Source organism: Streptomyces sp. NPDC107500, assembly GCF_055582785.1.
The window spans coordinates 437,775-450,152 of the sequence record NZ_JBVJPF010000002.1 but is presented as its reverse complement, the minus strand read 5'-3'; the positions used below and the strand labels follow the sequence as shown (position 1 = coordinate 450,152).

Below are 12,378 nucleotides of genomic sequence, written 5' to 3'. Positions count from 1 at the left end.
CAAGCCAGCGCAGCCGCTACGGCTGAGCCGCCCGCGCCTCCCGCCGGTTGTCACGGAAGTTGTTCACCCGCCGAGCCGTCGCGAACAGCGGGATCACCGCCCCCATCACCAGCTGCAACGCGCACCCCGTCTGGAGCAGCAGCTGCCCGCTGGGCGCGTCGAAGGCCCACGCGGCCAGCAGACCCATGGAGAGCACGATCCACGAGAGCATGGCCACCGCGAGGCGCCCCCGCGGCTTCGGGTACTCGACCCGGCTCACCATCAGCCACGCCGTGCCGATGATCGCCAGCAGTGTCGCCACGAACGGCAGCTCCAGCAGGACGATCGACACGACCGTCAGCGCCCCGAACGGGGACGGCATGCCCTGGAAGGTGCCGTCCTTGACGGTGACGCAGGAGAACCGCGCGAGCCGCAGCACCACCGCCAGCAGCACCACGATCGCCCCCACCGCCGCCACTCGCTGGTACGCGTCGTCCGCGACCATGCCGTAGACGAGGACGAAGTACGCCGGCGCCAGCCCGAAGCTGATCAGGTCGGAGAGGTTGTCCAGCTCCGCGCCCATGGGCGACGACCGCAGCTTGCGGGCCACGAGCCCGTCGCACAGGTCGAAGATCGCCGCGCACAGCATCAGGATGACCGCGGTGGCCGCGCTGTGCCGGGCCATGCCCGACTCGTCGCTGCCCATGAGGTGCGGGATGAGGATCCCGGTGGTGGTGAAGTACACCGCCATGAACCCGCACGTGGCGTTGCCGAGGGTGAGGGTGTCCGCTATCGACAGACGGAGCGAGAGAGGCATCTCCTCCTCTTCGTCCATCTCGTCGGCCTCGGGCACCCATCCGGCCTGCGTCTGTGGATCAATCACGGTCAATTCGAGTCACCCCAGCCACCGTCTTCTGACCCACTTCGACATCGACCTCCACACCCTCGGGCAGGTACAGGTCGACGCGCGAGCCGAAGCGGATCAGACCGACCCGGTCGCCCTGCTCGACCTTGGTGCCCTGCGGCACGTAGGGGACGATGCGGCGGGCCACCGCGCCGGCGATCTGGATCATCTCGATGTCGCCCAGCTCGGTGTCGAAGTGCCACACGACGCGCTCGTTGTTCTCGCTCTCCTTGTTGAAAGCGGGAACGAAGCCGCCCGGCACGTGCTCGACCGACGTGACCGTGCCCGACAGCGGGGCGCGGTTCACGTGGACGTTGAGCGGGCTCATGAAGATCGCGACGCGGGTACGGCCGTCCTTCCACGGCATGATGCTCTGCACCACACCGTCGGCGGGCGAGATGACCCGGCCCTGGGTGATCTCGCGCTCGGGGTCGCGGAAGAACCACAGCATCCCGGCCGCGAGCGCGGTGGCGGGGACGGCGACGGCCTTGGCCGCGCCGGAACGGCGGGCACGCAGGAGGCTGACGGCTGCGGTGGCGACGGTCGGCAGAAGCCACGGCGATGCTCCGCGCGCGAGGCGTACGCCGGCGAGGCTGTCGCGAGGTGCAGAGGTTTGGCTGTGGGGCATGGATGACCTTCGTAGCGGATGATGCCGCACACTGACGGGGGACGGCGGCTTTCCGGCGATCGTAGCGGCTCTCAGCCGCAACTGGGTAAGCCAGGAAGCCGAGTCGGCGGCCGAACACTGCCTACGGGGTGTGACCTTGTTCTCCAAGAAAACACCCCGTATCCGGACATCTAACCCTGGAATCGATACTCTTCGAGCAGTCGGCGACCGATGATCATTTTCTGGATCTCGGCGGTGCCTTCACCGATCAGGAGCATCGGGGCCTCGCGGTAGAGGCGCTCGATCTCGTACTCCTTGGAGAAGCCGTACCCGCCGTGGATCCGGAAGGCGTCCTCCACGACCTCTTTGCAGTACTCGGATGCGAGGTACTTGGCCATACCCGCTTCCAGGTCGTTTCGTTCGCCCGAGTCCTTTTTGCGTGCAGCGTTCACCATCATCGCATGCGCCGCCTCCACCTTGGTAGCCATCTCGGCCAGCTTGAACTGAATGGCCTGGTGCTGGGCGATCTGCTTGCCGAAAGTGTGGCGCTGCTGGGCGTACTGGACACCGAGTTCGAAGGCACGCTGGGCGACGCCGCAACCACGGGCCGCCACATTGACGCGGCCGACCTCGACGCCGTCCATCATTTGGTAAAAACCTCGCCCGGTGACGCCGCCGAGCACCCGATCGGCCGGAATGCGCAGGCCGTCCATGATGAGCTCGGTGGTGTCGACGCCCTTGTAGCCCATCTTGTCGATCTTGCCGGGGATGGTCAGGCCGGGGCGGACCTCACCGAATCCGGGCTCCTTCTCCACCAGGAAGGTCGTCATCGACTTGTGGGCGGCGGTCCCCTCGGGGTGACCCTCGTCACTTTTCACGAGAACGGCCACCAGAGACGACGTACCGCCGTTCGTGAGCCACATCTTCTGGCCGTTCAGGACGTACTCCTCGCCGTCCCGCACCGCCTTCGAGGAGATGGCCGACACGTCGGAACCGAGCGCCGGCTCGGACATCGAGAAGGCGCCGCGGATGTCGCCCGCCGCCATCCGCGGCAGGAAGTGGTCCTTCTGCTCCTGCGTGCCGTGCTGCTTGAGCATGTACGCCACGATGAAGTGCGTGTTGATGATGCCGGACACCGACATCCAGCCCCGGGCGATCTCCTCCACGCACAGCGCGTAGGTGAGGAGCGACTCGCCCAGGCCCCCGTACTCCTCCGGGATCATCAGCCCGAACAGGCCGAGTTCCTTGAGCCCGTCGACGATGTCCTGCGGGTACTCGTCCCGGTGCTCCAGCTCCGTCGCGACCGGGATGATCTCCTTGTCCACGAAGTCCCGGACGGTGGAGAGGATCTCCGTCTGCACGTCCGTCAGGCCGTGGGTCTGGGCGAGGCGGCTCATCTACTTCCCCTGTTCCTTCAGGTCGGGGCGGCCCGGCTGCTCGCCGCCGCGCTCCTTGATGTACGTCTCGGTCGGCACCATCACCTTGCGGCGGAACACGCACACGAGCGTGCCGTCCTGCTTGTAGCCCTTGGTCTCGACGTGGACGATGCCCCGGTCGTTCTTCGACTTGGACGGCCACTTGTCGAGCACGGTCGTCTCGCCGTAGATCGTGTCGCCGTGGAAGGTCGGCGCCACGTGCCGCAGCGACTCGATCTCCAGGTTGGCGATCGCCTTGCCGGAGACGTCCGGGACGGACATGCCGAGCAGGAGCGAGTAGATGTAGTTGCCCACCACCACGTTCTTGCCGAAGTCCGTCGTCTTCTCGGCGTAGTTCGTGTCCATGTGCAGGGGGTGGTGGTTCATGGTGAGGAGACAGAACAGGTGGTCGTCGTACTCGGTGACCGTCTTGCCCGGCCAGTGCTTGTAGACCGCCCCGACCTCGAACTCCTCGTAGGTCCGTCCGAACTGCATCGCCGTCACGCCTCCGGGATCTCGAACTTGCTGGTGCGCTTCATGCCGGCGGCCCGTCCCTTGCCGGAGACGACCAGGGCCATCTTGCGGCTGGCCTCGTCGATCATCTCGTCGCCGAGCATCGCGGAGCCCTTCTTGCCGCCCGCCTCGGAGGTGTAGTAGTCGTAAGCGTCAAGGATCAGCTCGGCGTGGTCGTAGTCCTCCTGGGAGGGCGAGAAGATCTCGTTGGACGCCTCGACCTGGCCCGGGTGCAGCACCCACTTGCCGTCGAAGCCGAGGGCGGCGGCGCGCTGCGCGACCTCGCGGTAGCCGTCGACGTTGCGGATCTGGAGGTAGGGGCCGTCGATCGCCTGGAGGTTGTTGGCGCGGGCGGCCATCAGGATCTTCATCAGGATGTAGTGGTAGGCGTCCGCCGGGTAGCCGGGCGGCTGCTCGCCCACCACGAGCGACTTCATGTTGATGGACGCCATGAAGTCGGCCGGGCCGAAGATGATGGTCTCGACGCGCGGAGAGGCCTGCGCGATCTCGTTGACGTTGTTCAGGCCCTGCGCGTTCTCGATCTGCGCCTCGATGCCGATGCGGCCGACCTCGAAGCCCATCGTCTTCTCGATCTGCGTGAGCAGCAGGTCGAGGGCGACCACCTGCTGGGCGTCCTGCACCTTCGGCAGCATGATGCAGTCCAGGTTCGGGCCCGCGCCCTCCACCACCGTCACGACGTCGCGGTACGTCCACTCGGTCGTCCAGTCGTTGACGCGCACGACGCGGGTCTTGCCGGTCCAGTCGCCCTCGTTGAGGAACTTGACGATGGTGTGCCGCGCCTCGGGCTTGGCGAGCGGCGCGCAGGCGTCCTCCAGGTCGAGGAAGACCTGGTCGGCGGGGAGACCCTGGGCCTTCTCCAGGAAGCGGGGGTTGCTTCCGGGTACCGCCAGACACGAACGGCGGGGGCGAAGGCGGTTGACGGTCGTCATGCGGGGACCTCCAGGGGGTCGAGCTTGTTCGCGTACCGGATCTCGTCGACGATCCGGCCGATGATTCCGGTGATGTCGAAGTCCTTCGGGGTGAAGACCGCGGCCACTCCGGCGGCGCGCAGCGCTTCGGCATCACCGTTGGGGATGATGCCACCGGCGATCACCGGTATATCCGTGGCACCGGCCACACGGAGGCGGTCCAGCACGTCGGGGACGAGCTGGGCGTGCGACCCGGACAGGATGGACAGGCCCACCGCGTGCACGTCCTCGGCCAGGGCGGCGTCCACGATCTGCTCCGGGGTCAGCCTGATGCCCTGGTAGACCACTTCGAACCCGGCGTCGCGGGCCCGCACCGCGATCTGCTCGGCGCCGTTGGAGTGGCCGTCGAGGCCCGGCTTGCCGACCAGGAAGCGCAGTTTGCCCACTCCGAGGTCCTTGGCCGTCAGTTCCACCTTGCGGCGCACACCGGCCATCGCCGAACCTTCCTCGGCGGTGACGGCGACCGGAGCCGAGGAGACCCCGGTCGGTGCCCGGAACTCGCCGAAGACCTCGCGCAGCGCCCCGGCCCACTCGCCGGTCGTGACGCCGGCGCGGGCGCACTCCAGGGTGGCCTCCATCAGGTTGTCGGTGCCCTTGGCGGCCTCCTTCAGCTTCTCCAGCGCCTTGCAGGGGCGCGGGTGGTTGAAGGGCGGCTGGTAGCGGGTGTCCCGCCAGTTCAGGAGCGAGGCGACGACCCGTGCCTCGACCGCCGGGTCGACGGTCTGGATCGCGGTGTCCAGGTCGGCGGTGAGCGGGTTCGGCTCGGTGCCCTCGAAGGCGTTGACGCCGATGATCTTCTCCTCGCCCGACTCGATCCGGGCCCGGCGCTCGGCGTGCGAGGAGACCAGCTGGGACTTGAGGTAGCCGGACTCGACGGCGGCCATGGCGCCGCCCATCTCCTCGATGCGCTCCATCTCCGCGAGCGACTCCTCGACCAGCTCGTCCACCTTCGCCTCGACCACCGTCGAGCCCTCGAAGAGGTCGCCGTACTCCAGCAGGTCGCTCTCGTACGCCAGCACCTGCTGGATGCGCAGCGACCACTGCTGGTCCCACGGCCGGGGCAGGCCCAGCGCCTCGTTCCAGGCCGGCAGCTGCACGGCACGCGCGCGTGCGTCCTTGGAGAGGGTGACCGCCAGCATCTCCAGGACGATCCGCTGGACGTTGTTCTCCGGCTGCGCCTCGGTCAGGCCGAGCGAGTTGACCTGGACGCCGTAGCGGAAGCGGCGGTGCTTGGGGTTCTCGATGCCGTACCGCTCGCGGGTGACGCGGTCCCAGATGCGGCCGAAGGCGCGCATCTTGCACATCTCCTCGACGAAGCGGACGCCCGCGTTCACGAAGAACGAGATGCGGCCGACGACGTCCCCCATGCGCTCCTGCGGCACCTGGCCGCTGTCGCGCACGGCGTCCAGGACGGCGATCGCGGTGGACATCGCGTACGCGATCTCCTGCACCGGCGTGGCGCCCGCCTCCTGGAGGTGGTAGCTGCAGATGTTGATCGGGTTCCACTTGGGGATGTGGGAGACCGTGTAGGCGATCATGTCCGTCGTCAGGCGGAGCGAGGGCCCCGGCGGGAAGACGTGCGTGCCCCGGGAGAGGTACTCCTTGACGATGTCGTTCTGGGTGGTGCCCTGGAGCTGGGTGATGTCCACCCCCTGCTCCTCGGCGACGACCTGGTAGAGCGCCAGCAGCCACATGGCCGTGGCGTTGATGGTCATCGAGGTGTTCATCTGGTCCAGGGGTATGTCCTGGAACAGCCGGCGCATGTCACCGACGTGCGCCACGGGCACGCCGACCCGGCCCACCTCGCCGCGGGCGAGGATGTGGTCGGAGTCGTAGCCGGTCTGGGTCGGCAGGTCGAACGCGACCGACAGACCCGTCTGGCCCTTGGCGAGGTTGCGCCGGTACAGCTCGTTGGACGCCTCGGCCGTGGAGTGACCGGCGTAGGTGCGCATCAGCCACGGCCGGTCCTTCTGACGATCGGTCATGCGGCGCTCCTCAGATGTTCCGGAAGCGGTTGATGGCGTCGACGTGCTGGGCCCGCTTCTCGTGGTCGCGCACGCCCAGGCCCTCCTCGGGGGCGAGGCAGAGCACGCCGACCTTGCCCTGGTGGGCGTTGCGGTGGACGTCGTGGGCGGCCTGGCCGGTCTCCTCCAGGGCGTACACCTTGGAGAGGGTCGGGTGGATCTTGCCCTTGGCGATGAGGCGGTTGGCCTCCCAGGCCTCGCGGTAGTTGGCGAAGTGGGAGCCGATGATGCGCTTGAGGGACATCCACAGGTAGCGGTTGTCGTACTCGTGCATGTAGCCCGAGGTCGAGGCGCAGGTGGTGATGGTGCCGCCCTTGCGGGTGACGAAGACGCTCGCGCCGAAGGTCTCGCGGCCGGGGTGCTCGAAGACGATGTCGATGTCCTCGCCGCCGGTGAACTCGCGGATGCGCTTGCCGAAGCGCTTCCACTCCTTGGGGTCCTGGGTGCGCTCGTCCTTCCAGAACTTGTACCCCTCGGCGTTGCGGTCGATGATCGCCTCGGCGCCCATCGAGCGGCAGATGTCCGCCTTCTGCTCGCTGGAGACGACGCAGACCGGGTTGGCGCCGCCGGCCAGCGCGAACTGGGTGGCGTAGGAGCCGAGGCCGCCGCTGGCGCCCCAGATGAGCACGTTGTCGCCCTGCTTCATGCCGGCGCCGTTGCGGGAGACCAGCTGGCGGTAGGCGGTGGAGTTGACCAGGCCGGGGGCGGCGGCCTCCTCCCAGCTGAGGTGGTCCGGCTTGGGCATCAGCTGGTTGGACTTGACCAGCGCGATCTCCGCGAGGCCGCCGAAGTTGGTCTCGAAGCCCCAGATGCGCTGCTCGGGGTCGAGCATCGTGTCGTTGTGGCCGTCGGAGGACTCCAGCTCGACCGAGAGGCAGTGCGCGACGACCTCGTCGCCGGGGTGCCAGGAGTTGACGCCGGGGCCGGTGCGCAGCACGACGCCCGCGAGGTCGGAGCCGATGATGTGGTACGGCAGGTCGTGGCGCTTGGCCAGGTCGCTGGTGCGGCCGTAGCGCTCCAGGAAGCCGAAGGTGGACAGCGGCTCGAAGATCGACGTCCACACCGAGTTGTAGTTGACCGAGGAGGCCATGACGGCCACCAGGGCCTCACCCGGGCCCAGCTCCGGCAGCGGCACCTCGTCGAGGTGGATCGACTTGCGCGGGTCCTTGTCGCGGGTTTCGAGGCCCGCGAACATCTCGGTCTCGTCCTTGTGCACGGTGATCGCGCGGTACGACTCGGGGAGCGGCAGGGCGGCGAAGTCGTCCGGCGTGGAGTCGGCCGACTGGATCGCGGCCAGGATGTCCTTCATGGTCACGGTGTTGCCTCCGGCGTCGAGCGCCCTGAGGGAGGGGCGCTGAGGGTTACGTCGGTGCTGCTGAGGGTTGGGTGAGGGGTGCCGTCGGTTCGGCGGGTGTGGTGCTGCGGCGGCGCTTTGTGGCGCGGAGGGTGCCTGTGACGCAGGCGCCGGGCACGCGGGCGATGGCTCGCGGGGACAGCCCGGACACCTTCAACGTATGGCACCGCGTGTCACCCCGCAAGGCACTCGGTGCCAGAACTTGCTCTCAGATGAAATCTTTACGCGACAGATGAGCGATGATCGATCGAACGGTGTTCCCGAGAGGTGGGAAAAGGGGTGTTGACATGCAAAAACGGCCACCCGAAGGGTGGCCGTCGTCACAGTGGGAAAGGTGGGCTCAGTGCTCCTTGAGGGCCTGTTCGATGGTCCGCATGACCTCGTGCAGCGGCGCGTCGGTGCGCGCCACCGTCACCAGCACGTCGCCGTGCACCGAGGCCGAGGCACCCTCCGGACGCTCGCCGGACGCCGTACCGCGCCCCGCGCCGATGCCCGTCCCGAACGTCTTGCGGACGATCGCGAAGGCGTGGTCGAGCTGCGTCTCGACGTCTCCCTGCCCGCCCGCCCGCAGCCAGCGCCGGAGCACGTGGTTGTGCGCGGTGACCACGGCGGACGCGGCCACCTCCGCCAGCAGCGGGTCGTCGTTGGCGTCGTCGTCGTGCGCGTGCTCGTCGAAGTGGCCGAGCAGGTAGCGGGTGAACAGACGCTCGTAGCGGGCCACCGACGCGATCTCCGCCTCACGCAGGGTGGGCACCTCGCGCGTCAGCTTGTAGCGGGCGACCGAGATCTCCGGCCGCGCCGCGTACATCTTCATGACCTCCTTGATGCCGCGGCACACCGTGTCGAGCGGATGCTCGTGCGCCGGCGCCGCGTTGAGGACCGCCTCGGCGCGCACCAGGGTGTCGTCGTGGTCCGGGAAGATCGCCTCTTCCTTGGAGCGGAAGTGGCGGAAGAAGGTGCGTCGGGCGACCCCGGCCTGCGCCGCGATCTCGTCGACGGTGGTCGCCTCGTACCCCTTGGCCGCGAACAGCTCCATGGCCGCCGCCGCCAGTTCCCGGCGCATTTTGAGCCGCTGGGCGGCGGCGCGGCTGCCGGCCGCGCTCTCCGGCGCGTCGGGCGTGGCTGGTGTACGTGAGGACCTGGCGGGCTGGGGCATGACCCGAACGTACTGCATGTGTGCGCAATCATGCGCGTGACCGGGGATCTCCCCGCCCGCGGGGGGCGGGGGAGACCCGGCCGGATCGAGCAGTCCGCCCCAGTCCTCCGGTGACCGGAACCAGTCGCCCGGACGCTCAGCGGCGGGCATGTTCGCGGAAGCCGCGGCCCGTCTTGCGGCCGAGGCAGCCCGCTGCCACCAAGTGCTCCAGCAACGGCGCCGGGGCCAGGCCCGGATCGCGGAACTCGCGGTGCAGGACCTTCTCGATGGCCAGCGAGACGTCCAGGCCGACCACGTCAAGCAGCTCGAAGGGCCCCATCGGGTAGCCGCCGCCCAGCTTCATCGCGGCGTCGATGTCGTCGAGCGTCGCGTAGTGCTCCTGCACCATCTTGACCGCGTTGTTCAAGTACGGGAACAGCAGCGCGTTCACGATGAACCCGGCCCGGTCGCCGCAGTCCACGGCGTGCTTGCGGATCTTCGCGCAGACCTCCCGGACGGTGGCGTGCGTGTCGTCCGCCGTGAGCACCGTGCGGACCACCTCGACCAGCTTCATGGCCGGCGCCGGGTTGAAGAAGTGCATGCCGATCACGTCCTGCGGGCGCGAGGTGGCGCGGGCGCAGGCGACGACGGGCAGCGAGGAGGTGGTGGTGGCCAGCACCGCGCCCGGCTTGCAGACCTTGTCCAGCGTGGCGAACAGCTGCCGCTTCACCTCCAGGTCCTCGGCGACCGCCTCCACCGCCAGGTCGACGTCGGCGAAGTCGTCGTAGGACCCCGTCGGCGTGATCCGCTCCAGCGTCCGCGCGGCGTCCTCGGCGCTCATCCGCCCCTTGTCGACCGAGCGGGCCAGCGACTTGCCGACCCGCGCCCTCGCGGTCTGCGCCTTCTCCGCGCTGCGGGCGGCGAGCACGACCTCGTACCCGGCCTTGGCGAAGACCTCCGCGATGCCGGACGCCATCGTGCCCGACCCGGCGACGCCCACCGCGCGCACCGGGCGGCCGGCCACGGGGGCGGCGTCCGCGCGCGGGGTCAGGGCGTCCGGCACCACGACGGCGCTGCCGGGCGCCTCGTAGGTGTAGAAACCGCGCCCCGCCTTGCGGCCCGTCAGGCCCGCCTCGCTGAGCTGCCTGAGGATCGGGGCGGGTGCGTGCAGCCGGTCGTGGGAGGCGGCGTACATGGCCTCCAGGACCGTGCGCGCGGTGTCCACGCCGACCAGGTCCAGCAGCGCCAGCGGCCCCATCGGCAGACCGCAGCCGAGACGCATCGCGGCGTCGATGTCCTCCCGCGACGCGTAGTTCGCCTCGTACATGGCCGCGGCCTGGTTGAGGTAGCCGAACAGCAGGCCGTCGGCGACGAACCCGGGCCGGTCGCCGACCGCCACCGGCTCCTTGCCGAGGTCCAGGGCGAGGTCGGTGACCGCCGCGACGGCGGCCGGCGCGGTCAGCACCGAGGAGACGACCTCGACCAGCTTCATCGCCGGGGCCGGGTTGAAGAAGTGCAGGCCGAGCACCCGCTCCGGACGGGAGGACTCGGCGGCCAGCCGCGTCACCGACAGGGCGTTGGTGCCGGTCGCCAGGATCGCCTCCGGACGCACGATCCCGTCCAGTTCCCTGAAGACCTGCTGCTTGACCTCGTACGACTCCGGGACCACCTCGATCACCAGGTCGGCGTCGGCCGCCGCGCGCAGGTCGGTGGTGGTGCGGACGCGGGCGAGGGCGTCGGTGCGCTCCTGCTCGGTGAGGCGTCCGCGCTCCACGGCGCGGGCGGTGGACGACTCCAGCGCGGCGAGCGCCTTGGCGGCCTGCGCCTCGCTGACGTCGACGCCGACGACGGCGCGGCCGGCCCGGGCCAGGACCTCGGTGATGCCGGTGCCCATGGTGCCCAGGCCGATGACGGCGATGGTCCGGAGCGGGGACAGAGGGGTGTTGGACAGGGGAGTGGCCATCGCGGGACTCCAGGAATGAGGGTGACGACGGAACACGCCCGGACGCGCCGAGGGGCGCGCCGGATGCGTGAAAGAGGAAGGAGTGCGGAGTGCGGGTGTTGCCGGGCTGGGATCGCACACGCCCGGTGCCGTCGCGGGGGCGTGCACACGCCCGCCCGGCGGCTCTCTCCGACCGGCCCTGTCCCGGGGCCGAGTCGTCCTGCGGTACCCGTGGTACCGAACCGACTGTTCTCCCGGTGGCCGCGTCACCAGACCACCGTGAGGAGTTGCTGCGAGTGGGTGACCCGCTCGTCTGAGATTAACTCGCGGGTAACGAGCGCGCCAGCCCCCTGTGTTCGTGATGTACGTCCCACACGTGGGGCGACCCGCCTAACCTCGGTGTCATGGACGAAGAGTTGCGAGTGCTCACGGAGCGCTTACGGGCCGAGGCGGCGACATCGGGGGTGCCGGGCGCCCCGACGGCCGCCGACCGGCTCGTGGCCACCGGGGACCACGACGAGCTGGCCGCGGTGCTCACCGAGCCCGGACAGCCGCTCTGGGCGCGGGAACTGGCCGCCTTCCGGCTCGGGACGGCGGGCGACCGGCGGGCCTTCGAGTCCCTCGTGCTGCTGCTCAACCACCGGGACCCGCCGCGCTGCGCCGCCGCCGCCCATGCCCTGGCCCGTCTCGGCGACCCCCGCACCGCCCGCGCGGCCGCCGCCCTCGCCACCAACGAACTGCGGGTCGCCTACGCCCTGCACCCGGTGCGGCTGCTGGTCGAGCTGCGGGCCCCCGAGGCCGTCCCCGCCCTGATCACCACGCTGCGCCGCCGGCTGCGCCCGCACGACCCCCACCGGCGGGTCGCGCTCGCCTGCGTCGAGGGCCTGGGCGCCCTCGGCGACGACCGGGCCGGCCCCGTGCTGAACGACGCCCTCGCCCACCCGGCGCTGGCCCAGGCGGCGGTGCGGGCGCTGGCGCGCATCCCGGGTCAGCGGTGAGCGGTCAGCCGTCCAGGTCGGCGGCGTACCGCACCTCGGGCACCTCGACCCCCTCCACCCGGAAGGGCTCCTCGGCGCCGTCGGCGCCGAAGCCCGCCCGTTCGTAGAAGCGCCGGGCGCGGGCGTTGTCCTTGAGCACCCACAGGAGCATCCGCGGGTGCCCGGCCGCCGCGCACCGGCGCACCGACTCCCGGATCAGGGCCTGCCCGATGCCCGCGCCGAGCCGCTCCGGGTCGACGTAGATCGCGTACAACTCGGCGTCCCCGGTCGGCCGTTGCCCGTCCCGGTAGGGGCCGTGGCAGGCCCAGCCCACGACTTCGCCGCTTTCGTCCTCGGCGACCAGGTTCACCACGCCGGCCGGGGCGCCGGCGAACAGGACGCGGCGCCGCTCGGCGTCCCCCGCGGCATCCATGCCGTCCAGGTACACCTGCGGGACCAGGCCCCGGTAGGCGGTCTGCCAGCCCCGGACGCGGATCAGGGCCACCCGGTCGCAGTCGGCGACCGTCATCTCCCGCACC

At 69.9% G+C, this 12,378-nt stretch carries 11 protein-coding genes; 1 reads left to right on the top strand and 10 read right to left on the bottom strand.

Features of this window, described 5'->3' with window-relative positions; genetic code table 11:
* Window positions 1-16 precede the first annotated feature (16 nt).
* From pssA to ACZ67M_RS08035, 9 genes are all read right to left on the bottom strand, one after another.
* On the bottom strand, window positions 17-832 hold the full coding sequence (gene pssA / locus ACZ67M_RS08075; protein WP_122618910.1) for a CDP-diacylglycerol--serine O-phosphatidyltransferase: 816 nt from the start codon (window positions 830-832) through the stop codon (window positions 17-19).
* A gap of 22 nt (window positions 833-854) precedes the next feature.
* Entirely contained in the window at window positions 855-1,511 is a 657-nt protein-coding gene (locus ACZ67M_RS08070) for a phosphatidylserine decarboxylase (protein ID WP_161330558.1), read from the bottom strand.
* Window positions 1,512-1,681: 170 nt separating this feature from the next.
* A complete protein-coding gene (locus ACZ67M_RS08065) occupies window positions 1,682-2,887 on the bottom strand; it encodes an acyl-CoA dehydrogenase family protein (protein ID WP_122618912.1) in 1,206 nt (401 codons plus the stop codon).
* Window positions 2,888-3,400: a MaoC family dehydratase gene (locus ACZ67M_RS08060; protein ID WP_122619091.1), complete on the bottom strand. Its 513-nt coding sequence runs from the start codon at window positions 3,398-3,400 to the stop codon at window positions 2,888-2,890.
* A 5-nt stretch (window positions 3,401-3,405) separates the two neighbouring features.
* Window positions 3,406-4,368 carry an HpcH/HpaI aldolase/citrate lyase family protein gene (locus ACZ67M_RS08055; protein ID WP_125491886.1) on the bottom strand — a complete coding sequence of 321 codons (963 nt, stop codon included), beginning with the start codon at window positions 4,366-4,368 and terminating at the stop codon, window positions 3,406-3,408.
* Window positions 4,365-6,392 carry a protein meaA gene (locus ACZ67M_RS08050; RefSeq protein WP_385793670.1) on the bottom strand — a complete coding sequence of 676 codons (2,028 nt, stop codon included), beginning with the start codon at window positions 6,390-6,392 and terminating at the stop codon, window positions 4,365-4,367. The genes ACZ67M_RS08055 and ACZ67M_RS08050 overlap by 4 nt, the downstream gene beginning before the upstream one ends.
* A 10-nt stretch (window positions 6,393-6,402) precedes the next feature.
* Window positions 6,403-7,740, bottom strand: a complete 1,338-nt coding sequence (gene ccrA / locus ACZ67M_RS08045) for a crotonyl-CoA carboxylase/reductase (protein WP_361358861.1) — start codon at window positions 7,738-7,740, stop codon at window positions 6,403-6,405.
* Window positions 7,741-8,125: 385 nt separating this feature from the next.
* Window positions 8,126-8,941 (bottom strand): TetR family transcriptional regulator, encoded by an 816-nt coding sequence (locus ACZ67M_RS08040; RefSeq protein WP_361358519.1) that lies wholly within the window; start codon window positions 8,939-8,941, stop codon window positions 8,126-8,128.
* 136 nt (window positions 8,942-9,077) lie between these two features.
* Window positions 9,078-10,883, bottom strand: a complete 1,806-nt coding sequence (locus ACZ67M_RS08035) for a 3-hydroxyacyl-CoA dehydrogenase family protein (protein WP_469850049.1) — start codon at window positions 10,881-10,883, stop codon at window positions 9,078-9,080.
* A 383-nt stretch (window positions 10,884-11,266) separates the two neighbouring features.
* Between ACZ67M_RS08035 and ACZ67M_RS08030 the strand changes: the two genes are divergently transcribed.
* Window positions 11,267-11,860 carry an adenylosuccinate lyase gene (locus ACZ67M_RS08030; protein WP_361358525.1) on the top strand — a complete coding sequence of 198 codons (594 nt, stop codon included), beginning with the start codon at window positions 11,267-11,269 and terminating at the stop codon, window positions 11,858-11,860.
* Between the two features lie 4 nt (window positions 11,861-11,864).
* Here ACZ67M_RS08030 and ACZ67M_RS08025 read toward each other — a convergent pair whose 3' ends face one another.
* The gene (locus ACZ67M_RS08025) at window positions 11,865-12,368 is read right to left on the bottom strand and encodes a GNAT family N-acetyltransferase (RefSeq protein ID WP_453436562.1); all 504 of its coding nucleotides are present in this window, start codon (window positions 12,366-12,368) and stop codon (window positions 11,865-11,867) included.
* Window positions 12,369-12,378 lie beyond the last annotated feature (10 nt).

Excerpts from the sequence above, each read along its gene's own strand:
- ACZ67M_RS08055 (WP_125491886.1), bottom strand. The coding sequence starts at position 4,368 with ATGACGACCGTCAACCGCCTTCGCCCCCGCCGTTCGTGTCTGGCGGTA.
- ACZ67M_RS08050 (WP_385793670.1), bottom strand. The coding sequence starts at position 6,392 with ATGACCGATCGTCAGAAGGACCGGCCGTGGCTGATGCGCACCTACGCC.
- ACZ67M_RS08060 (WP_122619091.1), bottom strand. The coding sequence starts at position 3,400 with ATGCAGTTCGGACGGACCTACGAGGAGTTCGAGGTCGGGGCGGTCTAC.
- ccrA (WP_361358861.1), bottom strand. The coding sequence starts at position 7,740 with ATGAAGGACATCCTGGCCGCGATCCAGTCGGCCGACTCCACGCCGGAC.
- ACZ67M_RS08040 (WP_361358519.1), bottom strand. The coding sequence starts at position 8,941 with ATGCCCCAGCCCGCCAGGTCCTCACGTACACCAGCCACGCCCGACGCG.
- ACZ67M_RS08065 (WP_122618912.1), bottom strand. The coding sequence starts at position 2,887 with ATGAGCCGCCTCGCCCAGACCCACGGCCTGACGGACGTGCAGACGGAG.
- ACZ67M_RS08030 (WP_361358525.1), top strand. The coding sequence starts at position 11,267 with ATGGACGAAGAGTTGCGAGTGCTCACGGAGCGCTTACGGGCCGAGGCG.
- ACZ67M_RS08035 (WP_469850049.1), bottom strand. The coding sequence starts at position 10,883 with ATGGCCACTCCCCTGTCCAACACCCCTCTGTCCCCGCTCCGGACCATC.
- ACZ67M_RS08070 (WP_161330558.1), bottom strand. The coding sequence starts at position 1,511 with ATGCCCCACAGCCAAACCTCTGCACCTCGCGACAGCCTCGCCGGCGTA.
- ACZ67M_RS08025 (WP_453436562.1), bottom strand. The coding sequence starts at position 12,368 with ATGACGGTCGCCGACTGCGACCGGGTGGCCCTGATCCGCGTCCGGGGC.